The organism is Bdellovibrio sp. CKG001, from assembly GCF_055397465.1.
This window is the reverse complement of record NZ_AP029173.1, coordinates 1756396-1781650: the sequence shown is the minus strand read 5'-3', so window position 1 is coordinate 1781650 and position 25255 is coordinate 1756396. Positions and strand designations below refer to the sequence as shown.

General features: G+C 49.8%; 24 protein-coding genes. 7 read left to right on the top strand and 17 right to left on the bottom strand.

The window, feature by feature from the left end; all coding sequences use genetic code 11:
- Positions 1-786 carry a DUF455 family protein gene (locus ACZ50P_RS08600; protein WP_464135090.1) on the bottom strand — a complete coding sequence of 262 codons (786 nt, stop codon included), beginning with the start codon at positions 784-786 and terminating at the stop codon, positions 1-3.
- Between the two features lie 84 nt (positions 787-870).
- On the opposite strand from ACZ50P_RS08600, the gene ACZ50P_RS08595 reads away from it, so the two are divergent.
- A complete protein-coding gene (locus ACZ50P_RS08595; RefSeq protein WP_464135087.1) occupies positions 871-1569 on the top strand; it encodes a YebC/PmpR family DNA-binding transcriptional regulator in 699 nt (232 codons plus the stop codon).
- A gap of 164 nt (positions 1570-1733) precedes the next feature.
- Positions 1734-2054, top strand: a complete 321-nt coding sequence (locus ACZ50P_RS08590) for a hypothetical protein (RefSeq protein ID WP_464135086.1) — start codon at positions 1734-1736, stop codon at positions 2052-2054.
- Between the two features lie 68 nt (positions 2055-2122).
- Here the strand turns inward: ACZ50P_RS08590 and ACZ50P_RS08585 are convergent, their stop codons facing one another.
- From ACZ50P_RS08585 to ACZ50P_RS08565, 5 genes are all read right to left on the bottom strand, one after another.
- Positions 2123-2992 (bottom strand): trypsin-like serine peptidase, encoded by an 870-nt coding sequence (locus ACZ50P_RS08585; protein WP_464135084.1) that lies wholly within the window; start codon positions 2990-2992, stop codon positions 2123-2125.
- A 72-nt stretch (positions 2993-3064) separates the two neighbouring features.
- Entirely contained in the window at positions 3065-3499 is a 435-nt protein-coding gene (locus tag ACZ50P_RS08580; RefSeq protein WP_464121156.1) for a SufE family protein, read from the bottom strand.
- A 6-nt stretch (positions 3500-3505) separates the two neighbouring features.
- Positions 3506-4318, bottom strand: coding sequence for a hypothetical protein (locus tag ACZ50P_RS08575; protein WP_464121155.1), 813 nt, complete (start codon positions 4316-4318; stop codon positions 3506-3508).
- A gap of 10 nt (positions 4319-4328) precedes the next feature.
- Complete coding sequence (locus ACZ50P_RS08570; RefSeq protein ID WP_464135081.1) at positions 4329-5132, bottom strand: phosphatase domain-containing protein; 804 nt, start codon at positions 5130-5132, stop codon at positions 4329-4331.
- 78 nt (positions 5133-5210) lie between these two features.
- Complete coding sequence (locus tag ACZ50P_RS08565; protein WP_464135080.1) at positions 5211-5681, bottom strand: hypothetical protein; 471 nt, start codon at positions 5679-5681, stop codon at positions 5211-5213.
- A gap of 253 nt (positions 5682-5934) precedes the next feature.
- Between ACZ50P_RS08565 and ACZ50P_RS08560 the strand changes: the two genes are divergently transcribed.
- Both ACZ50P_RS08560 and ACZ50P_RS08555 read left to right on the top strand, forming a co-directional pair.
- Entirely contained in the window at positions 5935-6198 is a 264-nt protein-coding gene (locus tag ACZ50P_RS08560) for a hypothetical protein (RefSeq protein WP_464135077.1), read from the top strand.
- Between the two features lie 102 nt (positions 6199-6300).
- A complete protein-coding gene (locus ACZ50P_RS08555) occupies positions 6301-6495 on the top strand; it encodes a hypothetical protein (RefSeq protein ID WP_464121151.1) in 195 nt (64 codons plus the stop codon).
- Positions 6496-6550: 55 nt separating this feature from the next.
- On the opposite strand, the gene ACZ50P_RS08550 is transcribed toward ACZ50P_RS08555, so the two are convergent.
- The 3 genes from ACZ50P_RS08550 to mutS all read right to left on the bottom strand — a co-directional run bounded on the left by ACZ50P_RS08550 (position 6551) and on the right by mutS (position 13083).
- Positions 6551-7999, bottom strand: a complete 1449-nt coding sequence (locus tag ACZ50P_RS08550; protein ID WP_464135076.1) for a methyl-accepting chemotaxis protein — start codon at positions 7997-7999, stop codon at positions 6551-6553.
- Positions 8000-8079: 80 nt separating this feature from the next.
- Positions 8080-10374 (bottom strand): [protein-PII] uridylyltransferase family protein, encoded by a 2295-nt coding sequence (locus tag ACZ50P_RS08545; RefSeq protein WP_464135075.1) that lies wholly within the window; start codon positions 10372-10374, stop codon positions 8080-8082.
- A gap of 198 nt (positions 10375-10572) precedes the next feature.
- Complete coding sequence (gene mutS, locus ACZ50P_RS08540; RefSeq protein WP_464135072.1) at positions 10573-13083, bottom strand: DNA mismatch repair protein MutS; 2511 nt, start codon at positions 13081-13083, stop codon at positions 10573-10575.
- A gap of 203 nt (positions 13084-13286) precedes the next feature.
- Between mutS and ACZ50P_RS08535 the strand changes: the two genes are divergently transcribed.
- Positions 13287-13925 (top strand): transposase, encoded by a 639-nt coding sequence (locus ACZ50P_RS08535; protein ID WP_464135070.1) that lies wholly within the window; start codon positions 13287-13289, stop codon positions 13923-13925.
- Between the two features lie 53 nt (positions 13926-13978).
- On the opposite strand, the gene mpl is transcribed toward ACZ50P_RS08535, so the two are convergent.
- The 5 genes from mpl to ACZ50P_RS08510 are packed head-to-tail and all read right to left on the bottom strand — an operon-like array spanning position 13979 to position 19977.
- Positions 13979-15388 (bottom strand): UDP-N-acetylmuramate:L-alanyl-gamma-D-glutamyl-meso-diaminopimelate ligase, encoded by a 1410-nt coding sequence (gene mpl, locus ACZ50P_RS08530; protein ID WP_464121148.1) that lies wholly within the window; start codon positions 15386-15388, stop codon positions 13979-13981.
- Between the two features lies 1 nt (position 15389).
- Positions 15390-16451, bottom strand: coding sequence for a serine hydrolase domain-containing protein (locus ACZ50P_RS08525; RefSeq protein ID WP_464121147.1), 1062 nt, complete (start codon positions 16449-16451; stop codon positions 15390-15392).
- The gene (locus tag ACZ50P_RS08520) at positions 16451-17389 is read right to left on the bottom strand and encodes a S66 peptidase family protein (RefSeq protein WP_464135069.1); all 939 of its coding nucleotides are present in this window, start codon (positions 17387-17389) and stop codon (positions 16451-16453) included. Before ACZ50P_RS08520 ends, ACZ50P_RS08525 begins: the two co-directional genes overlap by 1 nt.
- Before the next feature lie 3 nt (positions 17390-17392).
- Positions 17393-18676 (bottom strand): adenylosuccinate lyase, encoded by a 1284-nt coding sequence (gene purB / locus ACZ50P_RS08515; protein ID WP_464135066.1) that lies wholly within the window; start codon positions 18674-18676, stop codon positions 17393-17395.
- The gene (locus ACZ50P_RS08510) at positions 18673-19977 is read right to left on the bottom strand and encodes a hypothetical protein (RefSeq protein WP_464135065.1); all 1305 of its coding nucleotides are present in this window, start codon (positions 19975-19977) and stop codon (positions 18673-18675) included. The genes purB and ACZ50P_RS08510 overlap by 4 nt, the downstream gene beginning before the upstream one ends.
- Positions 19978-20029: 52 nt before the next feature.
- On the opposite strand from ACZ50P_RS08510, the gene ACZ50P_RS08505 reads away from it, so the two are divergent.
- The gene (locus tag ACZ50P_RS08505; protein ID WP_464135062.1) at positions 20030-20710 is read left to right on the top strand and encodes a glutathione peroxidase; all 681 of its coding nucleotides are present in this window, start codon (positions 20030-20032) and stop codon (positions 20708-20710) included.
- Positions 20711-20811: 101 nt separating this feature from the next.
- Positions 20812-21585: an outer membrane beta-barrel protein gene (locus ACZ50P_RS08500; protein WP_464135060.1), complete on the top strand. Its 774-nt coding sequence runs from the start codon at positions 20812-20814 to the stop codon at positions 21583-21585.
- Positions 21586-21643: 58 nt separating this feature from the next.
- On the opposite strand, the gene ACZ50P_RS08495 is transcribed toward ACZ50P_RS08500, so the two are convergent.
- The 3 genes from ACZ50P_RS08495 to era are packed head-to-tail and all read right to left on the bottom strand — an operon-like array spanning position 21644 to position 25255.
- Positions 21644-23014 carry a sodium-dependent transporter gene (locus tag ACZ50P_RS08495; protein ID WP_464121141.1) on the bottom strand — a complete coding sequence of 457 codons (1371 nt, stop codon included), beginning with the start codon at positions 23012-23014 and terminating at the stop codon, positions 21644-21646.
- Entirely contained in the window at positions 23014-24366 is a 1353-nt protein-coding gene (gene der / locus ACZ50P_RS08490; protein ID WP_464121140.1) for a ribosome biogenesis GTPase Der, read from the bottom strand. The genes ACZ50P_RS08495 and der overlap by 1 nt, the downstream gene beginning before the upstream one ends.
- On the bottom strand, positions 24344-25255 hold the full coding sequence (gene era, locus ACZ50P_RS08485; RefSeq protein ID WP_464135057.1) for a GTPase Era: 912 nt from the start codon (positions 25253-25255) through the stop codon (positions 24344-24346). The genes der and era overlap by 23 nt, the downstream gene beginning before the upstream one ends.

Here is a 25255-nt window from a genome sequence, read left to right as displayed (position 1 = left end):
TTAGGCTTTGCGAGCCAGGAAATCCAGACGCAGATCCTCGAAGTATTTGATTTCATCTTCAGAAAACCCCGCCTTGGTGCGCAGAACACGATTGATCGGCTCGACCCGCTTCGGCAAGCGCACACGCAGCGAGGCCATGCGCTCTTTGAAGTCCACCGCCGCGTCGATCTTGTTTTCCCGGCAGATTTCGCGATACCAGACGGAACCGAAATTCACATGCCCGATTTCCTCAAAGTTGATCTGCTTCACAATCTTTTGGATGGTATCTTTGCCGGCAGTTCCTTCCAGGCGGCGGATCAAAGTATCCCCCGCGTCCAGTCCGCTGCCTTCCAGATAACGATGCACAATCAGAATTCGATCCAACAAAGTGTCTTCAGAACTGACCGCGCGCCACAAAGCAGAATGCACAGGCCAATCCCCCCACTTGAACCCCAGAGCCTCAATCCCCTCCAGACACATGCGTAAATGCTGAGCTTCGCTGACCGTGACGGCGACAAGCTCCTCTTTAAAGCCTTGGGGCGCCTCCGGAAACTCCACCAGGGTACGAACCCCCAGTTCCATAGCCTGAAGTTCAATGCTGGCCAGATCGTGCAGCATACGGGCCTGTCCCTCGGGGGTCGCAAAACCCTTTTTGGGAGGGTGCTCTTTGGGGTGCAGCAACAAGACGTCGCGGGCCGGGTCCTCGGGAATATCCGTCCACGGCTGCTTCAATTTAAAAGCCGTCTCACATGCTTGTTCGATCGTGTCTATTTTTTCCCAGACATCGGGGATGGAAAAACTGAACATAGCCCCTTTTACATCCCGCTCCCATTCTTGCCAAATATATACTGATTTGCTGCAATATATCTCCCAAGGCGAAGAAGGAGACATATGGGTAAATCATGGAAAAACGCCGGTAAAGTTGAGAAAGCTCAACAAAAAGGCCAAATATTCACCAAACTTGCGCGCGAGATCGCTGTTGCTGCAAAGGCTGGTGGCCCTGATCCCAACGGAAATGCACGCCTTCGCATGGCTATTGATGCCGCTAAAAAAGTTTCCTGCCCGAACGACACGATCGAGCGCGCTATTAAAAAAGGTGCCGGTCTTCTGGATGATGGCAAGGTGATTGAAGAGCTGACCTATGAAGGCTATGGCCCTCATGGCGTGGGCGTGATCGTGGAATGTCAAACCGACAACAAACACAGAACCGCTCCGGACATGCGTCATGCCTTCAAATCTCACGAAGGCAACATGGGTGAAACGGGTTCCGTGGCATGGATGTTTGACCGTGTCGGCCTGATTGAAGGCACCAAAGAAGGGACTTTCGATCCGGACGAAGAAGCGATTGAAGCAGGTGCCAACGAGGTCTATGAAGACGAGGGCACCTACGAATTCTACACTTCGGCAGATGATCTGGATGCTGTTCGTGAAGCGTTGACCAAACGTGGCTGGAAAATCACCAAAGGTGAACTGTCCTACAAAGCCAAGAACATCACCGAGCTGACAGACGAACAAAGAAAAGACGTTGAGGAGTTCTTGAACTACCTTGATGACATGGACGACACTCACCGCGTTCACGCGACAATCTAAAAAATATTTTAATTTAATACGCCTTAAGAAAGAGGAGACCCATGGTCTCCTCTTTTGTTTTAAGCCCAGTGCCAGGACACATCGTCTGGGACTTCTGCATTTGTGCTATAATAAACAATAGCTCCCGTTTCAAAAAGAGGCCCTTCAACACAAAGGAGGCCATTATGAAACACAAAGCTTTATGGCTTCTGGCCGCTTTGCTAATAATCCCGCATCTCACTGAGGGTGCGCCTTTTCAGGCCGAAACCAAAGACACGACCGGCAGCAGCTCTATCACCTTAGAAGAGCTTCAGCGAAAACCCGCCACTTCGCAGAAAGATTCTCCTTTACTCCCCTGCGTCGGTGAAGCTGCAAGGGATAAACTGTCAGACATGGCCAGACTGCAAAGCACCGACAAAAGTTGTCCGGACGAAGGCGCAATCAAACGTCATCCTTTGGCTCCTTCCAATGTCCCGGATCCCGGAAGACCTTTGCGCTTCCAGTAGGTGCCCAGAAAAACAAAAACCCACAGTTGGAGCTGTGGGTTTTTGCTTATTTCAGATTCTTTTTAAAATTACTGCTGCAAAGCCTTTACGATGTACGAGATGTTCGTCACATCCTCGCCACGGCAGCCCTCATCAGAACAACGGTTGCTGACCGTGCATTTATTTTCGCGGTCAAAGACAAAGTCCTGCGCCCCACGAACCAGGATTCCGACAACCTCATTGGTTCTGGCATTAAAAACGGCAGAACCTGAGTTGCCACCATAGGTGTCCAGATTGGCCTGGAAGTAAGCCCCATTCTGAGAACGCACTTTGGCGCCATCAGCAATCTTGGTTGGCAATCCGGACGGATGCCCCACAACGTAGATATCATCACCGGCTTCAACAGGTGTTGTTTGTAAACTCAAAACACGGTGACCACGCACCGGACGATCCAAACGAACCAAAGCATAATCCTGCTCACGAGTGTATTCGCGCGCCACGATCTCTTTGCAGGAATAAACATCTTCCTCAGCCACAGACAAAGGGGCTCTTCTTTCATCAATCATGCGATAACCGAACACGAAAGCATATTTCGCACAATCCGAGCTGCTGATGCAGTGACCGGCCGTCGCGATCAGATCTTCCCCCACAAGGGAACCCGAACAGTTGGCCGCCGCCGGCTGATCAAAGAAGGGCTCTGAAGAACACAGATTCATCTGTTTTCCGTAAATTTTTGCGTGAATTTTAATTTTGCCTTCAGCGCCTGGGACCAAAGAACTTTTAGGAATCAAAGCCACCGTCGAATCCGCGATTTCACGGATGTCAGAACGTTGAACCTGGTAAACATCGACTCGATTATCTTCACCGTAAATGACTTTGGGAGTGATATTGACAAATCCAACTGAAAACGTTGCTGCAACAGCGACAGAAAGCGCCGCGACGAATGAATTCCTTTTCACGATTTCCCCTCTGAACGACCCTCATGGTCATCCACCTCTTTTAGTCTGTGTAAAAATACAGGGAAAAACAAACTATTTTTTTGTTTTTAACAAATAATCGAAGGCCGTCGCATAGAGTTTGATTTGCTTTAGCATCGAATGAAGACCGTTGGCGCGACTCGGGGATAGGTTTCCTTCAAACCCCAAAGCTTTTAAAAACTCCGGCGGCGTCGCTAAAACTTCTGCCGGCGTCACTCCGGAATAAACACTCAGAACCAGTCCGACCAAACCCTTCACGATCAAAGCGTCACTGTCCCCTTGCAGAACCATCTGCCCCTGATCGTTCAAGCTGGCAGACAGCCAGACCTGAGACTGGCACCCCTTCACCATGTTCTGCTCGATCTTCAAAGACTCGGGCATTTCCGGCAGGCTTTTTCCCAACTCGATGATTTTCTTATAACGATCCTCCCACTGAGAAAGAGCGGAGAAATCGGCAATCACTTTGTTTTGTTTTTCTTGAATGGTCATCTTTATTTATTCACTTTTCAGTTTCGGCAAAATGGTGAAAAGCTCTTCTTCCAAAGACTGCCCTTGTTCACCGATCAATTCGTGGAAAGCCTTTTTATCCAAGTTCGCCACGATCTCAAAGCTCTTTTTATAAAAGCCCTCTTGATCATCATAATACCCGTTCCAAAGCTCGCGAGACGTTTTTTCTGGCAGGACCCAGGACTTTTTTTCGGCCGCTGTTCCGTCAAAACGGTTGTGATAATCAAGTAAAGTCATAACTTGTCTTGGGGAGAAATCCAGCATCGCCAGGGCCTCTTCCAGCAGGGCCAGCTCGACATACCAGAGATAATTGCTGAACTTTTCCCAGAATTTCAAACCCATCTTACCATAAGAGCTTTTGCAGAAAAAGGTCGTGCAGACCACCCCGCGATTGCGCCAGACGTTGCAGTTTTGTGTTTGTTTATTGTAGTACGGGCACAGCCAGTCTTCGCGCTGACCGAAGTCACCCTCTTCACGATTGTTGAACTCGACCTGGTACTTGACCGGCGCCACCATCCCGATGGGCAGGGCGTATTCGCGACGGGCGATCTTATCCCGCAGAATGCGATGAGCCTCGGTCGCCGATTCATCTAAAAAGGTCGCTCCGACCAGATAGTTGGCCAAAAAAGGATGGAAGGTGCAGCACTTCAGATCCTCGCGATAGTGAATCTTGGCCTTGTTGCGCGGGCGAGCCATGGCACAGGTGTCACAGGTGGCTTTCTTCTCTTCCGGAGAAAACTGCAGGATCTCTCGCGGAAGTATGTTTTCATAAATGCGGGGAAGCTGATACTTTAACAACATGATCTAAGCCTTAGGGACGAATCTTACAGCGTTCAACCACACGCTTTTTTAGATCTTTCAAGGGCGCAAAACGAACAACATCCGCATCCCATCTCCAGACAAAGTCACGGCAGTTCACAAAGTAAGGGAACGCCACCACACCTTCGGCTGTATAGTTTTTTTGAATCATAATTTCCGACATCAAAGCATCCATCAGAAGATCCACAGACGATGTCTTCAGAATACCGGCTTTTTCCAGCTCGACAGCCACCTCAATCGGTGTCACAAAGCCGACCTGACCAGACTGCAGGCGCGTGTCCAGAATCATAAAGCTTGTGTTGGAATAAACCACGCGGATGAACTGATGAAAGCGGATGCCTTTGTTAGCGTACTCCTGAGAAATCTGCTGATAGACTTCAGCATCCTGCTCGCCGTTGTCACCCAGGAAGATGACGGTGTCAGGACGAACCCGGTTCATGATGTCTCTTAAGGAATAAAGCTTATGAACGTCGGAATCGTAATTGGTGCGATTGATGTACTGACCTTCAGGGAATCCGCCATTGACCAGGAATTTGCGGTGGGTGCGGCCCATCAGCCAGTTCGGCGCACGAGACAGATACACGATATCCAGATCGGGCTGATCCTGATCGATCAACTGATAAAGTTCACTCATGCCCAGAAAGCGGCTCTGGGAATCAAAGGCAAAGCGTGCCGCCTCGGAAAGGTCCTTCACATGCGCTAGCTTGATGGTGTCGTCGATATCACTGACTAAAAGAGTTTTGGCCTCAGCCGAAATGCCAAGAAGAAGCAGGACAAAAGCGATCCATGTTTTCATTGTTTCAACCTCCCTCAAAGCAGGAGGTTTTATAACATATTAGGCCCTTGGCATAGGGCCTTTTCAGGAAACCCTGTATTAAACACCCTGAGCGTCGAATTTCATGACAAATCGCTCGGGCGTAGCTTCGATCTGGAAGACGCCATCGCCATCTTTGTAGGACAGGCGGCCATTTTGCGTGTGGAACTGGTCAAACAGGGCGCGGGCCTGATCACCGCGGGCATCAAAGTACGCCTTCCCAGGAGCAATGCGAGCCAGGGCGGATTGATGGATGTAGATCGAGCACTGATAATTGTTTTCACCTTTGCGGGCACAGATGAAGTTCAAAACCTTCTGTGGAGCTTCCAGCACCTTTCCCCGGCCAATCATGGAGTCTTGCTCAGGACGATTCATGGTTTCAAAAAGAATCTGCGGCGAGCTGTCATTGGAGCCATCGTACATGACCGAGGCGATATTCACGATAAACTGCATCCCGACAAACTGGCCTCGAGTCCCTGCAAAGGAGGTGGAAACCGAAAGCATCATCAAAGCAAAAAGAAGAATTCTCACAGACACGTCCTTGTTGTTGTTTTTTGAGTTCTTCTCAAAGCTTAAGCAGTGTCTAAAAGTTTATCAACCGCATTCCCCTTCATGTCACCTGTCGAGTTCCTGCATACCCCTTTGAGACGCCCCATCTTGAGACTTATTTCACGTGTATTTTCAATATCTTACAACGCCAAAAACCACCCTCGCCCCGAGCCCCCCTGGCCTGCTGCTTGCTCTATGTAAAAGTAACGAAACAAACCTGATTACAGGGGGACTTATGAAGACAATCATCACTATCGCAATCCTGGCTTTCTCTTGCTCTTCCTTTGCTTGGAGCAGCCGTGATGCCGCTTCTAAAGAGTACACCTTCAAATACAAGATGGCGGGCCAAAGCCTGGAGCTTAAAAAATCCGCAGGCAGCTACGAGGAAGCCTATGAACAGGCCGCCCAACAGTGTTTCAGCTTCTACAAAGGCGCTGGCAAAGTTTCCGAAGACCGCGGCTTGGATATCATCGACGTCTGCGCGAACCCACGTTCTTAGTTACGACCAAAGACGCAGCGCTTCTGCAAAAGGCAGCTGGCGTCTTGCCGTGGCCCCGGAGGTCGCTTATATTAAACGAGCAATCTAAGGAGCGGTTTTATAATGGGAATTCTTAAATCCATCGGTCAGTTTCTAGTTGGTAAAGATCCAGACATCTTTGATGAAAAGGGTCAGGTCTCTCACAAACTTCCAAAGAAAACTTGGGAGATGTGGCACAACCGCACGAAGACTCACCCTGAATACAATTGGCGTAACCACACCGGCATTACCGGTGCGGCAAAAAAGAAGAGCAACTAAACCTCTTTGCCATAAAAACAAAAAAACCCAGCCTGCGAAGCTGGGTTTTTTGTTTTTATCCCGCCATTCTTTTTGATTCTTCTCCGCGCACCAACAAATTCAACATCTCCACCAGTCGGCGCAACTCTTTGCTTTGCGCATTGAGATCCTCTGCCGCGGCTGATGTTTCTTCGGCGGCAGCTGCATTGGCCTGCGTGGCTGAATCCAACTGGGTGGTGGCGGTGGATATCTGCGCCAAACCTTGTGCCTGCTCGCGCGAGGTCACCGCGATTTCTGAATTCACTGCTGCCAGCTTTTCAATCGCATCAAAGACCTGCCCCATCACTTTATGACTGCTGCTGGCCAGTCGCGCCCCCTGTCCGGTCTTTACTGCACTTTGTGAAATCAACTGGGCTATTTCGCGCGCCGAGGTGGCACTGCGCTGGGAAAGACCCCGAACCGCCTCAGCGACCACGGCAAATCCACGCCCTTGCTCTCCGGCCCGAGCCGCTTCCACGGCGGCATTTAAAGCCAGAAGATTTGTCTGAAAGGCGATATCGTCGATGATTCCCACGATCTCCTGAATCTGCCGGGAGCTGACTTCGATGTCCGCGATAGATTTCAAAAGTTCCTGAAGCTGAGACGCTCCTTCCTTAGAAAACCGCATGGCCATGGCACTGAGATCCCGCGCCATTTCGGCGCGATCAGAGGTCAGCGTGACCTGACTGTTAATCTCCTCCAAGGAGGCCACTGTTTCTTCCAGGGAAGCGGCCTCTTCAACTGTCGCACTGGATAGCGCCTGGCTGGACTTTGACATCTCTGCAGCAGCTGCCTCGACATGCGATCCGGATTCATCCAATGTCGCCGAGAGTTCGGCAAAGTTTTTATTTAATTTGCGACTCAACAGACCCCCGAAAATCAAACTGCCCGCGGCAAAAAGACCCGCAAACAGCCACATCGTGAACAGTACTTTTTCACGCATGAGTTCGGCCTCTGCGATGGATTTCATATTAGCCTCTTTGAGCACCGTCCCCATACGCAAGAGGATCTTGGTCAGCTCATTGGCTTTTTCAAAGGTCCCGGCCATTTCCTTTATCAGCACACTGTCTTCGACAGAGCCCACGCGCGACAGGATCGAACGGTAGTCCTTCTGCAAGACTCCCCACACCCGCACAAAGTCTTTCAGATTCTTTTGATTCTCAGCCACAAGACCGATGCCCTGCAGTCCCTGTATAGTCTGATCCATCTCAAGAAATCTTTTTTCCAGGGCCTGGGTTGTGACCTTTTGTTGATCTCCGGCATGAGCTGAGATTTCCTGCCACAGGAGTCTGGCAATGGCGTTGGAGTGAATCCGCGCATCCCCGATCATCTGCGTGATGGGAATTCTTTTTGCGCTCAATCCTGTGATGACCTCATCCAAATTTTGAATTCCCCTTAAGGCCACCACCGAGGTCAGAATCAAACCCGCTACGGGAACTGCTGATAACAACAACAGTCTGCCATTGAGACTTTTCAGAAACTTCATAACTCACCTCTTGCAATGTCCCATCTATCGGTGAGTCTGATTTATTACTTTTTAGAAATACACAAGGTTCATGACGGCGGTCAGGTTGAGCGGAATCTATCCTGAAGAGCGCTCACGATTTGTTCAGGATTCCCTTGCGCTTTGACGACAAAGATATCATCCACCTGTCGCCCCCACGTATGCACCCGAGCTGACTTGATACTGATCCCCAGATCACTCAAGGCCCGGGCCGCAGAAGCCAACAGTCCCGACTGATCGGCCGCTTTGAAACTCACGACCCATTCTTTTTCATCCGCACTGACCAGTTGAATGGAATCAAATTTTACCATTGGAGCAGGCTTGCTTTGCATCGAACTGTTTTCAAGTATCTTGATCAAAGAGGCCACGGGCCGCGAACTGCTGACCTGGAACCAGTCATAAACCCCCACCTTCGGCAAAGTTTGAATGGACGCATGACGAATCCCCAATCCCAGGGAATAAAGCTGCCCGACATAGTCACTGAGCAGTCCCTGACGATCTTCTTTGTTGTGGAAGCGAATCCATAGATCCCCTTTTCGTGTCTTGAGCACCAGGGGTTTTAATGAATTGTCGCTGCTTTCGGCTTTTTTCAGATCTGTGACCAGCTCTTTTAAAGAAACACTTTCAAGCAACTGCACACCCAGCTCTTCCACCACCTGAGCATCCACCTGCAACTTCTTGCTTTTCTTTAAGGCCGCAAAGTCGAAATAATTTTGCGCACGCTTTGATTGAAGACTTAACACTAAGTCCTTTAAAAGTTTGGCTTTCCATTCATTCCAAGCCTCGGGATTGGTGGCCCGAATATCAATGGCTGTGAATAAAGCCAGACGCAAAAGACGGGAACCACCGACTCCCTTTCCACGCAATTCCTGCCAGACCTTAGGGTCCTTTGGATCTTTACGGAAGGCCGCCTGAGAAAGCTCCAGGTGATTTTGCACCATCCACTTCACCTCAGCAGTGAAGGTTTTGCCAAATCCGTAGGTTTTAAAGTCGCGCTCGGTGATCGTGACACCCAGATCGGAATGATGTTCCGGACTTTCCAAGCCTTTGGCTAAATCGTGATACAAACAGGACCAGCTCAAAATACGCCAGTCTTCGGTCGTCAGATCTTTGGCAATAAACTTTAACGGCCCCAGACCTGAAGGCTTTTTATACACGCGCTTGACCTCGCGACAGGCCTGCATGATATGAGAATCCGCGGTGAAGCGATGGTACTGATCGTGTTGAACATAGCCCACCAACCGCCTGATTTCAGGCACCAGTTTATCGATCAGCCGCGAACGAAACACACTGACCAACAGCTCATCCGACGCTTTCACATTCAGAATCTTATCAAGCACCTGCCCCCGGCGTTTCGCCGCTGATTTGACGACGGAATCCGGCAGCAAGATATCCAGATTCTCGCGGACCTTTTTCTGAACCAAAACGCGGGAACTCTTATGTAACGCAGTTAAAAAATCCTCGAACTTTCTAAAGGTCTGACTTTCAATTTTTTTCAGATCCTTTTCGGAGGCTTCAGCAACCTCCACGATCCAGTCCGAATAGAAATGCACGCGGGACAATCCGCGCTGCAAATCCCGCATAAAATCCTTATGCGACTTAAAGCCCATCCACTGAGCCATATCAAACTGTGCCGCTCCGGAAAGAACATCACCATATCCATCCAGATGAAGCTTCTGGCGCAAACTCAGGAAATAACTGCGATAATACTGAAGCACATTCAGGGCATGGCCGGGATTGGTGAATTTTTCCGCGAACAATTCATAGATTTGCAGCCCCTGCTCCAGATCGCGCAGGCCTCCTGGACCAAACTTGATATTTGGTTCCAGATAGTTGGTGATGGAATCATAGCGCTTTTCGCGGTTCTGACGCTCTTCTTTTACGGCCCGCAGAAGTCCCCGGCGGTATTGGTTTTTCTTGCTCCAAATGCGCTTTTGTTGTTCGAAAAGTTTTTGGGCCGCCTCGGGCGTCCAGGGACGCGCTTTGAGCAGAGCCAGAATATCAAAGGCCTCGACATTCTCAGTCCAGTCCGCTGGATTGTGTGGCATGCGATAGCGCAGCTTAAGCCCTTGCTCCTGCAAGGCATCCACAAAAGAGCGCACCTTGCCTTCATCACCGCAGAACAAAACATCAATGTCAGATTTGGGGCAGAGTTCACCCCGCGCCCAGGAGCCGATAATAATAGGATGGCAGTCTTTCCACTCAGGCCGGGTTTTGAAAAGCTCTTCCAGCCGATCTCCCAGCCAGGAAGATAAATTCTCGGACGAAAAACAAAACACCTGACGAACATCTCCGTCAGGTGTCATCAGCGGAGGCACCAAAACCTCCTGAGCTTGATTCCATTGTTCTGAATTCAAAAAAGACTTCTGCGCCATAAAAATATGGTAAACGAAGCCCCACCGAAAACAAACCTTAAGTTACCAATCTGATCAATGCGCCCGATCCATCTGCAGTATTCAATCGGGCTATAAAGGCTTCAGACAAGGCGGGAGGAAGGTAAGCGCGGAGGCCTACTCAATGTAGGCCGCACAAGCGTCCGCCCGACCAACGCAGGATCAAGCCTTTATAGACTGATTGGAGACTAGTTCTTTCCATTTGGCGATTTGGTTCATGGCCTCTAGCGGACTCATCTGCATCAAAGGGTATTTTTCCACTTCATCCAAAAGGTTCTTCAGACTTTCAGAGATCTGAGAAGCCCCGGCAAGATCCATGTCCATGGCTGGCACTTCGACTTCCGCAGACAAAGAGTCCAACAAAGAAAGCTGGCTGGAGGCCTGAACCCGCTTGGACTCAATGTCTCTCAACAAACTTTTTGCGCGACGAGTGACCGTTGCTGGCAAGCCTGCCAACTCGGCCACCTGAACCCCGTAGGACTTCAAAGCCGGGCCTTTTACCAAAGTATGCAGGAAGCGGATTTCACCGTTTCGCTCGGCCACAGTCATGTGCGCATTGGTGATCTGACCAAAACTTTGATCCAAAGAGGTCAGCTCATGATAGTGAGTGGCAAAGAACGTCAGAGCTTTCACCTCACTCAGCAGATGTTCCAAAATCGATTGGGCCAGACACATTCCATCAAACGTGCTGGTTCCGCGCCCCACTTCATCCAGAATCACCAAAGAATCCTTGGTGGCATTCTTTAGCATCGCGGATGTTTCAGTCATCTCGACCATGAACGTGGATAGCCCCTCGGACAACTGATCACTCGCCCCGATACGGGTGAAGATCGCATCAAAGATTGGCAATTGAGCCTCATCACAAGGCACGAAAGAACCCATTTGAGCCAAGATGGCAATCAAAGCCACCTGACGCATCAGCGTGGATTTACCGGCCATGTTCGGGCCCGTCAGCAGCAAACAAGAGTGCTGGCGAAGCTCAATGTCGTTGGCCACAAAGTTTTTCTTCACAGTTTGTTCAACCACCGGATGGCGGCTGGCCTTCATTTTCAAAGACCCATCGGCAGAGAAACTTGGACGAACATATTTTTCTTCAAGGCTGAGCCAAGCCAAACTTGAAACCACATCCACTTCACTGCACTCATGCGCCAGCCCCAACAAAGCCGGACACTGGGACAAGATTTCCTTGCGAAGAGCTTCAAAGAATTCAAATTCCAGATCTGCTCGCTTCGTGTTGGCACTAAGAACTTTTCTTTCAAGCTCGATCAGCTCTTCCGTACAATAGCGCTCGGCATTGGTAAGGGTTTGCTTACGCTGATAGTTCGCCGGCACCTTGTCTTTGTGAGAATTGGTGATCTCGATATAATAACCAAAAACGTTATTATAACGAATCTTCAGGCTGGAGATTCCAGTCTTTTCTTTTTCCTCAGCTTCCATGCGAGACACCATGGCCTGCGCATTGGTGGAAAGCTCAATCAACTCATCGAGTTCCGCCGAAACCCCAGTGCGGATCAGATAGCCCTGCTTGGTCGTCAGTGGCGGATCCTCGACCAGAGTGCGCTCAATTTTATAAGCCAGCTCGCGCAAGGCCTCAAAATTCGCCGTCCCGCCCGTGGCGTGAACCAAAACCTCCAAAGAACTGATACCGGCATGCACGCTTCCCGCCAAAGCCAGAAGATCGCGGCCATTGCACTGAGGTTGAGAGATCTTACCCAAACGGCGTTCGATATCGCCCATCTGCCCCAGAATCTGGCGCACGCGTTTGAGCTCCAGCACATGGTTTCGCCAGAACTCAACATTGGTCAGACGCTGCTCGATCGCATTTTGATCGCGCAAAGGGAAGCTCAACCACTGACGAAGCAAACGGCTGCCGGCGGACGTCTGAGTGCGGTTGATGGCATGGAACAAACTGCCCAGGCCTTCGCCCTTATAAGTTGAGAAGATTTCCAGATGACGCTGTGTTGTTGCGGTCAGCTCCAGACGGTGCTCAAGATCGCGCAGTTCAAACGCAGACAATGTCGCCAAAGATTCATCACCCGACATGTTGCTGACATAAGAAACCAGACGTGCTGCTGACATCGGTGCTTCATTTTTCAAAAGCGGATGAAGGGCATCGGCGATGTCTTCATGATGGCTGATCAGAATTCCATCAAGACCCGTCAGCAGGGACTCATCCTCTTTGCTGATGACTATCTCCGCCACAGGAAGAATCTGCAGGAAGCGCAAAAGCTCCGCCGTTTTTTTAGAACGGAAGAAGAAAGCCTCTCCCGTGGTGGTGTCCAGGAAACTCAAAGACTCAGCATCAAGGCTTGCCAGATAGTGCGGTTTAGTGCCATCCAAGGTGTCTGAATCGTAAACCATTCCCGGCGTCAGAACGCGGGTCACGCCACGCTTAACAATTCCTTTGGCTGTTTTCGGATCTTCCAGCTGATCACAGATGGCAACCTTAAAACCGTGCGCCAAAAGCTTGTTGATGGGTCCTGCGATGGAGTGGTGCGGGACTCCGCACATCGGAGTTTCATCCTGGGATTTTTTATTTCTTTGAGTCAGCGCAATTCCCAAAACCGGTGCGGCTTTGACAGCGTCATCAAAGAACATTTCAAAGAAGTCCCCCATACGGAAAAGAAGGATTTTATCTTGGTGGACAGACTTGATGTCCCAGAACTGTTTCATGAGCGGAGTAAGATTCGACATAGGCCAAAAAAATTAACGAAACCTCGGCCCTATTTCACCCTAAAACCTCCATTGACGCGCACTCCCAAAAGGTACCTGCTCACTTTTGCAGAAGCACTGCTCCTAAATTCGATTTTAACCCCCTCTGAGTCAGGGATTTATTGACGTTTCTGTGCTGCCTAAGAGTTGCACAAATCCTTGATATGCCTAGAAAAGTCGTACCTCCGTCAAATGAGCTTCCCTACCACATCACCGCCCGTGCGCGAAATCGAGAGGACTTTCCCATCCCGAAGCAAGAGGTCTGGGGATTGATGGAGGATTATCTCTTCTTTATCTCGACTGCCTATGGAATAGAGATTCTGAGCTTTGTACTTATGGACAATCATTTTCACCTGCTGGCTCGAGATCCCCACTTAAATCTTTCCGCAGCGATGAACTACCTCATGAAGGAAACCAGTCGCTATATGTCCAGCAAAGCCCGCATCATCAATCAGATCTACGGAGGCCGCTATCACCGCTGCCTGATCAATCATCCCCACTATCTTCATCATGTTTATAAGTACATCTATCGCAATCCGCTGGAAGCCGGACTTTGTCATCGCGCCGAAGACTATCCCTATTCAACTCTGGGACTTTCCCTTGGAAAAGGGCGCCTGCATTTTCCTCTTTACCCAGACGAAATTCTTTTTGAATCAATCGATCAGACTTTGAGATGGGTCAATGAGACTCCCAACTCTTATGATACAGAGATTATAAAGCAGAGCCTACGCAAGGGGGTCTTCGATGTTGCGACCGATCGGCGGACAGGACGTCCGAGAGAGTTACTCCTAAATCCATATTAAAAAAGCGCCGCGAAGAATGTCGCGACGCTTCTGCAAAAGTGAGCAGGTACCTTTTATTCCAAGGCTTTCATTAGTTTGGTGTAGATTCCGTCGAAGCCGCCGTTGCTCATGATCAGAATCACGTCGCCCTTGTGGGCTTTGGACTTCAAGGCGGCCACAATATCATCGGCCGTATCAAAGTCGGCGGCTGTCACCTGGGACTTCTTTAAATCATCCACCAGCTCGTGACTGGAGAAGCGATTTTCCTCGTCGATCTTGCTTTGATCAAAGGCTTTGGCCAGCAACACTTCATGCGAACCCTTGAAGGCTTCGACATAGTCTTTCTGGAAGACTTTGCGACGGGAGGTCGCGCTTCTGGGCTCAAACACCGAGAAAACCTTGCGCCCCGGATATTTCTTCTGAATGCCCTTCACGGTCTCACGCACCGCTGTTGGATGGTGGGCGAAGTCTTCGATCACCAAAATTCCGTTCGGTTCGCCCAGAATTTCCTGACGGCGCTTGACGCCCTCGAAAGATTCCAGCGCAATTTGAATGCGGTTTTCCGAGAACCCCAGCATCTTGGACATCGCCACCACCGCCGTCGCATTCAGAACGTTGTAATCGCCCGTGATCTGCATGGCATAAGGGCCCAGGATTTCACCTTTGTGATGAACTTCAAAGCCCAGACCATTGGCATTCTGGAACATGATCTTCGCACGGAAGTCCGCCTCGGCGCCAAAACCGTAAGTGAAAGAATTTTTGCATTTCGCCAGCTTACGAAGTTCCATCACGTTGGCATCTTCAGAACAAGCCAGCAACGTGCCTTCTGCAGGAATCAGATTCATCAAGCGAGCAAAGGATTTCTTCACATCATCCAGGTCTTTATAGATATCCGCATGATCGAATTCCACCGAAGTCAGAATCACATGCTTTGGACGATAGTGAATGAATTTGGGAACCTTATCGAAGAAGGCCGTGTCGTATTCGTCCCCCTCAATAATGAAATAATTGCCTTCCGGATTTTTAAAGGACTGCGAGAAGTTTTTCGGAATTCCACCAATCAAAAAGCCCGGCTTCACTCCGGCATTTTCCGCCACCCAGGCCATCATCGAAGTCGTCGTGGTTTTCCCGTGAGTCCCCGAGATCACGACACTTTCGCGATTTTCAATGATAAATTCGCCCATGGCTTTAGGGAGCGATGTGTACGGAATCCCGAGTTTCATCAACTCCTGGGCCTCTTCATTGCTGGCGGAAATCACGTTACCCACGATCACAAAATCCGGCTTCGGGTGCAGGTTTTCGGCCTTATAACCCTTCATGATGTTGATCCCCAGATTTTCCAGTTGCGTGGACATCGGAGGATACGGATTGGAATCACTGCCAGTGATTTTAAAACCGCGGTCTTTCAAAAGACCGGCCATCGACGCCATCGCGGTTCCGCAAATACCCATCAAGTGAATGTGACTGCCTGGTTTAATATTCATTTTAAAGTCCACTTCTTCTGTAGTTTTCAACAATCCAATTATGGATATCCGGACGAAGTTTGCCAAAGGCTTTGTTGTCGGCTCCATAAAGAACGCGATTAGAAAGGATGCACACACTCAAATCCATCTTCGGATCATACCAGACTGAGGTCCCGGTAAAGCCCGTATGACCAATCGAATCCAGCGAAAAATACGTCCCGCAGCTGGCCGAACCTGGTGTCGGCATCATATACCCCATCGCCCAGTCGCCTTGTCCTTCCGGAAGCGCGCGTTTGGCAAAAAGCTGAGCCGTCTTCTGACGGATGGAATAACGGGCAATCCCCAACAAGTGTGATCGCAGGTGCAACGAGAACCAACCCACATCATCGATGCTTCCGAACAAGCCCGCATGGGTGGAAACACCCCCCAGTGCCCAGGCATTCAGATCATGGACTTCACCCTGCACCAGTTTACGCCGCACCGGACATTCTTCAGTTGGAGCATACAAGGAAAGTTTGTTGGTCACTTGATTGTCCGGATGGAACTCCAGCGTGGTTCCAAGATAGAATTTATTTTTAATGTCCGTCCAGACATCATCCAGGGACTTATCATAGATTTTTTCAATGATATAACCCAGCACCAGGAAGCCTACATCCGAATAAATGGCCGTTTCCTGTTTTTCAATTTTCAAACCCTGCAGGATCGACTGCAGTTGTTCGCGGCGTTTTTCCCGCGAAAGCGACGTGTTGATTTCCTGATACAGAGGAAGCCACCATGGCAAACCTGAGCTGTGAGTCAGAAGCTCGGTGATTTTCGTGTCTTTATGCTGAAACCACGGCAAGAGATCGCTGACTTTGGTTTCAAAATTCCATTTGCCGCTTTCAAATGCCTGCAACATCGCCTGCGTGGTGAAAATCACTTTGGTCAGGCTGGCCAGATCGTAATAGGCATAGGTGTTACCCACGGCAACATCACAGATAATACGTCCTCCCTGATAGGCTCTTACCATCACTCCCGGAGTCGTATCACGGATGCGCTCTTCCAACTGCGAGATCAGATTTCTTTCCAAAACAGAATATTTCATTACGGACGTCCTCCGGTTTCAATCTGTAACAAGACCCGACCACTATTGACGGTCAATTCACAGGATGTGTTAAAAGGAACGGGTCGCTGCACTGGCGCGTGTCCCGCCTCAAGGCCCTTGAAAAGAGGAATCTCCAGATCCTCGGCCCAACGTTTAAAGACTTTATTCGTTTTATCCTCGCCGGTTCCCCCGGGTTCTTCGCCACCGAAGAAGTCCCCCAGAATCAGACCCTGGCATTTTTTAAAGATTCCCGCCTGACGGAACTGCTCAAACATACGATCCACGCGGTAACCACGCTCGCCGATGTCCTCGACAAAAAGAAGCTTCTTGTCGGCATTAATCTGCCATGGCGTTCCCAAAGTGGACTGCAACACCGTCAGATTCCCCCCGGTGATACGGGATTTGATCGTTTTAGCTTCGCGTGCCGCCTGATTCAGAGGCTTGAGTTTCTTAAACTCAATTTTTTTGGTCTTTCCAAAAAGCACATCATGAATTTCTTTTTCATGTTTGGCAGACACCAGGTTGCGCCCCAAACGATCCAAAAGTGGTGCATGCAACGTGGACCAGCCCCATTCCTGAGTCACAAATGTGTGCAAAGAGGAAATATCACTGATCCCAATCAACAACTTGGGTGTCTTTGGTTTTTTGAGCTTCGCCAGATAGGGCAACAAACGATTGCTGCCATAACCGCCCCGCAGACACCAGATCACCTGGGAATCCCTGGACTCAATCGCAGCCTTCAGAAAACTCCAGCGCGCCTCATCTTCATGCGCATGCAGAAAATGCGGTTTGATGATGCCTTTGGGAATTCGCGGCTGAAGCTTCCACTTTAACAAAAAATCCCGGGCACCTTCGACCTCATGAGGCTTTGACGGATAGCCCGGAGCGACCACATCAATGACATCATTTTCCTTTAAAAACTTCCAACTGCCTGTCATCCGCTACACCCGTTTGATAATATCTTTGATGGCTTTTTTATGTTTTTTCCCTGTGAAAATCTCGTCGATTTCTTTCGGCTTTAGCAGCTTACTGATCTGATCATCCACCAAAAGTTTGTCTTTTAAGTGCTCTCCATAAGCCAGGGAGTGACACAGACGCTGCACCAACGCATAGGCCTCTTCACGGATCATCCCCTTTTGAATCAGGGCCAGCAGAACATGAGAACTGAAAATCTGACCTTGAGAACTTTCAATATTGTCCATCATGCGCTTTTTATTCACATCCAGACCATCCAAAAGAATCGTCATACGATGACACGCATAATCCGCGACGATGAAAGCATCCGGGAAGACAACACGCTCAACCGAAGAATGACTGATATCGCGCTCATGCCACAGGGCCACGTTTTCCAGACCAGCGATCGCATAACCACGAAGCAGGCGGGAAAGGCCCGTGATATTTTCCGCACTGATGGGATTCTTCTTGTGCGGCATTGCAGAAGATCCCTTTTGCCCCTTGGTGAAACCTTCCGTCACCTCTCCCACATCACTGCGCTGCAAGTGGCGAAGCTCCACAGCCAGGCGTTCCAGACCCGTGCCAAAGATCGCCAAAGCTGAAAGCATCTCGGCGTGCCGGTCGCGGGGAATCACCTGCGTGGCAATGGTTTCTGTTTTTAACTTCAACTTTTTTGCCACCAGATTTTCAATTTTCGGCGCCTGACTGGAGTACGTACCCACAGCTCCACTGAGCTTGCAGATCATCATGTTGTCCAACGCCGCCTTCACTCGCTTTTTATTGCGCTGAGTTTCAGCCAGAAAGCCGGCCATCTTAAATCCGAAAGTTGTGGGCTCTGCGAACATTCCATGCGTGCGCCCTGCACACAAAGTTTCAGCATGACGGTTCACCAGGGTCTTCAGGGATTTTTCCAAAGCCTCTATGGATTTCATCAGCACCACACCCGCTTCACGAACCTGCAGACTGAAGGCTGTGTCCAACACATCCGAAGAAGTCAGGCCATAATGGATGAACTTCCCCTGAGGACCGACATTTTCAGCCAGATTGGAAACAAAAGCGATCACGTCGTGTTTGGTTTCACGTTCGATTTCAGAAATTCTTTTAACGTTGAAGCGGGCCTTTTGCGCAATCGTCTTGGCCGCCCCTTTGGGAATAAGACCCAATTGCGCCTGCACTTGCGCCACAGCGATTTCGACTTCCATCATCTTGCCGAATTTGTGATCAGAATCCCAAAGAAGGCCCATCTCAGGGCGAGTGTATCTTTCAATCACGAGTTCTGTTCCTTTCGCTTCTTTTCCTTTTGTTCCTTGAGCAGCTTTTCTTTCCACCAGCTCACGATACGGCCTTGGATGGCCTCATGATTGTCAAAATAAGAGCCCCAGTGATAGTTCGGCCAAACTTCCGGTCCATCCAAATGCAAATTCCCATAAGAACTGCGACCCCGTCGTGCTTTCTGCTTCTCGCCGAAAACCGGGAACCGAGACGCCCCCAACTGGGCATAGGTGTAATAGTATTCCTGCGGGAAGCTCAGGATCTGAGGATCAGTCAAAGTCATGCGCTCTTTAAGATGGTTCTTCATGCGCTCACTGCGAACGGTCAGATAGTCTTTGTTGAACCTTTGCACAGTGGGGATTCGCATCCAGACATCAAATTGTTCTGGCAGCGTGGTTCTTTGCAACACCATCATATTTTCATGAGTCCACGGAGAGTCCACATCACCAATCATCACCGTATGCAAAGGCAGTCGATCCCGCTCAAAGCACGCCTGCAGACCGACTCGGTAACGCACCCAGCACCATTCAGGCTCCAAGGCTCCTTCCGGGAAGAAGTATTTACCCAGGCGTTCATTCAAAAAATAACTTTCTTCGCTGGTCAGCATCCACACAATTTGCTCCAAACGGAACAAACCTTGTTTTTCGCCGGAAAGCTCCAGACCCGTGATCGACTTACCACCACCGAATGAAACGTCCATGATCTGGTGCGGGCGGATGACATCCACCCCTTTGCTGGTCAGCCAGCTTAAGGATTTTTCCAAACCGTTGCGAGTCGCATGACGAACCAGGAATGAGGAGGTCAGCGGCGTCGGCACCCCCAGACGGGCCCCCTTGGCGTTGGAGGTGTAAGTTGTTCCCGACCACTGGTGCGCCAGATGCAGAATCCAGCTTGAATCAAAATCAAGGGCATCAATATTCTTGTAAAGATACTTTGCCGCCTTTTCGCCCGCGCCCCCGATCAGATGCTCCTTCACAGACGGCGCCAAAGTGGACTGGTCAATTTTATACTTTGTAACCGGCCCCTTAAACTCAAAAGGGCCGTCCTTCAGCCACAGAGTAAATCCATTTGGAACTTCGTCAAACGGATCGTCGGAATACATTCTTTCGGACTGGGATTCTGAAATGCGCTCGTTGCGGAAGAAACCAAAAGGTCCTTCCACATCTTCTGAAGGCCACACACCCAGTTTGCTGGATACATCAACAAGAGTTGTTTTAATTCCCTCTTTCGCCAGAGCCGCAGCCAACCAATGACCCCGACCAAAAGCTGAAATAAGGATAACGGGACTGCCAAGTTCCATCGCCGCAAATGTCTCCTGTTTTTGAAGTGAAATTGAATCCTAAAGGCTCTTAATGATTAGAAAATCACGAATTGATAAAGTCAAAGGTGCGCACTGCATCCAAAGTGCCTCCGGGGCTTTTTCTTGTGATTTCCCGATGGCGGACCTACAATACGCTCATCAGGAGGAACTCATGCGTCTTTTAACTCTCCTTGGCCTCATTTTCTGCTCTCAGCTTTCCTGGGCAAACGAGTCTGCCGTTGCGACAAACTTCTTCGATCTTTCTGCTAATTCTTTAAGCGGGAAGAAGATCAACTTTTCTACTTACCGAGGCAAAGTCGTTCTCGTTGTGAACACGGCATCTCAATGCGGCTTTACACCGCAGCTTAAAGAACTGGAAGAAATGTACAAAAAATACGCAAGCCGCGGTTTTATTGTTCTGGCCTTCCCCTCCAATGACTTCAAACAAGAAAAAGGCACCAACGAAGAAGTGCAAAGCTTTGCTGAAAAAGAGTTTGGCGTGACCTTCCCTTTCTTTGATAAAGCCCCCGTCACCGGCAAAGACAAGCAGCCGGTGTACCAGTTCCTGACCACGCAGAAGCCGGGACTTCTGTTCAAGGACGTTGCCTGGAACTTTGAAAAGTTTCTGATCAACCGCAAAGGACAGGTCATTGAAAGATGGAGTTCCATCACCAAGCCCTCCTCTGAAAGTATCACCAAGGCGGTTGAAAAAGCGCTGAATGAGCCCTTATAGATGTCTCACCCTGAGACAAACTGCGATATCTGGACTTCGTTTTGATACTTTACTTTGAAGTTTTCCCCGTTTTGATTCGATAATATCAAGAGGGGGAACTTGTGAAAACCACAGCTCGATTACGTACATACAGCCTTCTTGCAATTCTTTTTTCCATGGCCGTGGCCATGCCCCAAAAGTCCCTGGCTCAGTCTGATCAAAAAACATACTTGCTTTCTCAGGTTGATGTGGATGAAGCCTATGATCCGTTTACCGATTACAGTGAATTTGAAGAAGAGTCTGACGAAGAGGCGGACATCAACTTCTTCCGCAACGGACGATTCTTTACTATCGGTCTTGCTGGCGGTATGCGTGGTTTTACCGGCAACTTCGCTGATGCCTATTCAGCGGCGCCGACTTTCGGTATCTTTCTGACTTATTTCTTTGATCTTCGCCTGGCGATGTCCCTGGGCTTCCAAACTGGCGATCATGCCGTGAAATTCAAGGTCCTAGGAAAGACCGACCCTTACGAAGGCAATGTTTCCATCACAGCGGTTAATTTTGACTTGAAGTACTACATGAACACCCAGAATGTGACGCGGGGTCTGGCCGATCTAAATCCCTACATCCTGGGCGGTCTGGGTCAGTTTTATCGCACCTATACCATCGCAGGTCTTGACGGATTCAGCCGAGACTCCACCATGGGTTTTGATATCGGCGCGGGGTTGGAGATCCCCTTGATGCGCAAAAAAGCCTACCTGGGTCTGCAAGGAACTTATCACTATGTGAACTTCAGTGATGAAAATAAAAACTATGTCGATGGCACCGAAAAACTGGAAAAGAATCTGGCCGGGGACTTCTATAACTTCCTGGTTATTCTGGGGATGAATTTCTAGATTCCAGCGCGCTACAAAATAAAAAAGGGACCTTCAAGGTCCCTTTTTAGTTCCGGATTCACAAAGCAAAGACGCCGACAACCTGAAGCAACAACCCCAGTACAATTACAATTGGCCCCGCCCACTGCAAAATGAACAACCAGTGAGGATACATGGAGTAGCTGACAAACTTGTCCTTATCGACAAAGCCCAGCTCTTTTTCCTTGTCTGAAATACCCTTATTAAAAGCAATCAGGATCCCCAAGGCGACCACCGGCAACAGCCAGTTGATCAGCAGTGAATCCAGATTTTCAATCAACGAGCGCCCGCCCACACGGACGTCTTTAAAGACTGAACTCGACAAAGCCGGAAGCACCGTCAACAGCAAGGCGATCGCCCCGGAATACCAGGTCGCTTTACCGCGCTCCATCTTCTTCTGCGCATCCACCCAGTTTGAAACTACAACCTCCAAAAGGCCGATACTGGCATTCAAGGCCGCCATATACAGACACACGAAGAAGGCCAGTCCGAATAAGACTCCCCCCGGAATGCCCAAAAGATACTTCGGCAGAACCTCAAACATCAAAGCCGGATCTGTCAGCGGAACATTGGACGCCTGGAACGCCACCGGGAAAATCATCACCACCGCAATCATGGAGATGATCGTATCCACGATCGTCACCCGAAAGCCCGCGGTCGGAACGTGATCTTCCTCACGCATATAAGAACCGAAAGTCACCATGGTCCCAAAGCCCACAGACAGGGTGAAGAACACATGTCCCAAGGCATGATTCAAAGAGGACCAGGTCAACTTGGAAAAATCAGGATAAAAAAGGAAGCGCAAAACTTCCGGAGTCGACGGCAGCGAAAAAGACCGCATGACCAGAATCACAACCAAAGCCACAAAGAGGGGCATCGTATAGCCGATCCATCGCTCCAGCCCCTGCTGGACCCCTTTAACGACCACCACAACCGTAATCAGAATGTGGGCACTGGCCAGCATCAACTGCAACCAGCCATTGGACATCAGGGCTGCCAGATTGGTTTTATCGACGACCTGATCCGAAGTGGAAAACAATGAAATCAAAAACTGAGTTAGAAAATGCAAAACCCAGCCGCTGATCACGGAATAGTAAGACAGAACGACAATACTGACTAACACGGCCAGCCGCCCGACCCAACGCAAAGAGCGCACGCCGGATTTCTGTCCCATCTGCTGGGTCGCCACGATCACAGAACGACGTGTGCCTTTTCCCAGCATCAGCTCGGCAATCAGAAGCGGAGCTCCGATTGCCAGGGCCATAAAACCATAAAGCAAAATAAAAGCACCGCCTCCATTTTCCCCCACGACGTAAGGGAAACGCCAAAGATTCCCCAGACCGCAGGCAGAGCCCACGGCCAGAAGGTAAAATCCATAGCGTGTTTTCCAGGAGCCGCGTTTACTGGCCATTATTCCCCGCCACCACTGCCGCCACGGCGTGATTTCATACAGAAGATACGAATCGGCATTCCATGCAGGTCCCAGCGTTCCTTGATGTTTTTAATCAAGAAGCGACGATAAGAATTCGTCACCCCGTCGGGATGATTGGCAAAGGCAATAAAGGCCGGTGGTCTTTGATACGTCTGAGTCAGATAATAGAACTTCACGTTCGTCGTGCCCCAAACCGGAGCCGGCGCCTTACGAATCGTTTCAAAGAAGAAGTCATTCAGCTCAGCCGTTGGAATACGCATGGTCATCTGATCAGCCACACGCTCGATCATCTCGAACATTTCCTCCAGACCATACTGGGTCTTGGCGCTGGTGAAGACAACATTCACATCGGTAAAGAAGTGGAACACGCGCTCGACTTGTTCGCGGAAGGTCTTGCGATACTCCGGAATCTCTTTACCACCCAAGTCAGACTTATTTGCCACCAGGATCACACCTTTATGATCCTCCAGAATAGACTGCATGATGCGTGCATCCTGATCCGTCGGTCCGATTGTTCCATCGACAACCAGCAGGATCAAATCCGCTCGGCGAATGGCTTCCTGGGATTTAAAGGCAGAAATGATCTCCAGATCCTCTTCACGCTTGGCAGATCGGCGTAAACCGGCCGTATCCACCAAAGTGTACTTTTTGCCGTTATAGATGAACGGAGAGTCCACAGAATCAATTGTTGTACCCGCAACATCGGACACGATCATGCGATTCACACCCAGGATCGCGTTGCACAAAGAGCTCTTACCCACGTTGGGCTTACCTACGATGGCGATATTGATGCCCTCTTTCACCGTCCCCGGATTTTCAGGGATCTGCTTGGTGATCCACTCCAGAACATCTGCGACACCGCGACGCTGCTCGAAAGATGCAGAAATGATATCCACGCCAAACTCATAGAAGTCCGCTTTGGCCATATCCGCTTCGGCATCGCGATCCACCTTATTGATCACCAACAAGAAGGGCTTCCCGGTCTGCTTGGCCACACGGATGATGTCACGATCCTCCGGCACCAGGCCCGCACGACCATCCATCACAGCCACAATCAGATCCACAGAATGCAGGAATTCGGTCACTTGTTCTTTGATCAGTTTAGAGAAAATATCACCAGCTTCGGTGATACCGCCCGTATCGATCAGGTCAAACTGCTTGCCCCAGATATCCACCGGCTCAATGATGATATCGCGGGTCACACCCGCCTGATTCTTCACCACGGCTTTGCGCGTGTCAGTGATAATGTTAAACAGTGTGGATTTACCCACGTTCGGGCGACCGATGATCGCCACTTTGGGTGCAAACTCAGTCCTTTGATTCAACGACATAGCCCAGCTCCTTCATCATGCGTTTATTGGAGAACCATTCAGGCTTACTCGCCACATTCAGGTCCAGGAAGATTTTCTCTCCCATCAGTTTTTCAATTTCTTTGCGTGCTTCCATACCAATTTGTTTGATCATGGCAGCGCCCTTGCCGATCACCATTGCCTTGTGGCTTTCTTTACCCACCACAATTTCTGCAAAGATCTTCGGCACTGGCTTGGCATCTTCCTCGAATTTCACAATACGAACTGCGATCGAGTAAGGAACCTCATGGTGAAGAGCATCGAAACATCTTTCACGGATGATTTCTGACGCCATTTCACGCACATTTTCATTGGTGTAAAGTTCAGTGTCATAAAGAGGCGCCGGAGATTCCGGCAACAACTCCAAGAACTCAATCAGAAGTGCTTCACGCTCTTCCTGATCATCCTTGGAATCTTTCACAGACACAGAGAAGGCTTTACCTCCGGCATCCTCGACCATCTTGCGAAGGATCATCACGCGGTGAGCTTTTTCCTCAATATCCGTTTTTGTGATAACCGCCACCCAGGGCTTGCCGCTTTTGGAAACCATTTCGATTACTTTTTCTGCGTCCTCGGGGCGCTCTTCGTCCACAGATAAAACCGCCAACAAGGCATCAGAGCTTCCAATAACGTCTTTGGCTTCCTGAGCCAGGAAGCCATTGAGTCCCTCGTCCGCACGGATCAATCCCGGCGCATCGACGAAGATGATCTGACCTTTATCAGTACTCCAGATACCCAGAATACGACGGCGTGTTGTTTGGGGTTTTGCAGAGACGATGGAAACTTTCTCGTCCACCAGGAAGTTCATCAGCGTGCTCTTCCCTGCGTTCGGTTGTCCAATCAGACCTAAAAATCCGGCTTTGTAACTCAT